Source organism: Teichococcus deserti, from assembly GCF_001982615.1.
In the GTDB taxonomy this organism is placed as follows: Bacteria; Pseudomonadota; Alphaproteobacteria; order Acetobacterales; family Acetobacteraceae; genus Pseudoroseomonas; species Pseudoroseomonas deserti.
This window is the reverse complement of record NZ_MLCO01000132.1, coordinates 1-905: the sequence shown is the minus strand read 5'-3', so window position 1 is coordinate 905 and position 905 is coordinate 1. Positions and strand designations below refer to the sequence as shown.

1 protein-coding gene is annotated in these 905 nt (G+C 69.7%); it reads left to right on the top strand.

Going from position 1 to position 905, the window contains the following annotated elements:
- Positions 1 to 654, top strand: a 654-nt coding sequence (locus BKE38_RS14330; RefSeq protein WP_242662358.1) for an amidase family protein, incomplete at its 5' end; no start/stop codon positions are given.
- Positions 655 to 905: the final 251 nt, after the last annotated feature.

Genomic DNA, 905 nt, shown 5'->3' with positions numbered 1-905 from the left:
CCCCTGGAAGGCCCCGCTGCCCCGAAGCGCGCCGCCCTCTGCATCCGCCCCGAAGGCCTGGCCACCACCCCCGAGGTCGAGCGCGCGCTCCGCGACGCCGCGCTGCGCCTGCAGGAGCGCGGCTGGACCATCGTCGAGACGCCTTGCCCGCCGCTGCGCGAGCCCGCCCGGCTGCAGGCCATGCTGTGGCTGGCCGAGTCGCGCCGTGGCCTGAACGCTGCCCTGGCCAAGGAGGCCGACCCCGACGCCACCTTCGTCTTCGCCCAGATGGAGCGGCTGTGCAGCGCGCCGGACCTGAACCAGTTCCAGGACGCGCTGCAGGCCCGCGCCGGCTTCACCCGCCAGTGGCAGATGTTCCTGAAGAACTACCCGGTGGTGCTGCTGCCGGTCTGCTCGGAGCTGCCCTTCAACGACCTGCAGGACGTGGAATCGCCGGAAGCCTTCGACCGGGTGATCGAGGCCCAGCTGGTCCAGGTCGGCCTGCCCCTGATGGGCCTGCCCGGCCTGACGGTCGCGACCGGCGAGACCGACGGCCGCCCCACCGGTGTCCAGCTGATCGCCGGCCGCTACCGCGAGGATCTCCTGCTCGAGGCGGGGGCGGTGATCGAGGCAGCGGGGCCGGCGGTGGTGCCGTGTGATCCGGTGGTGGGCTGAAGAGAAGTATTTGGGCAGGCGAGGGGAATGAATTCCCCTCGTCCCCTTCTTTTTTCTTGCAGACTGGCGTGTCCACGTGGGGGACAGTACGTGGCCCGGCCCGGTGGCAGCGCGACCTGTGAGGGAGCGCTGTTTTCATGAAATGCCGTCCCGCCGGGATGCCGTGGTGTCGGTGCCGTTGAGGCGCTGACCGTCAAACGGCCAACAGAACAGAAAAAAGATGGGGTCCAGGGGAATTCATTCCCCTGGCC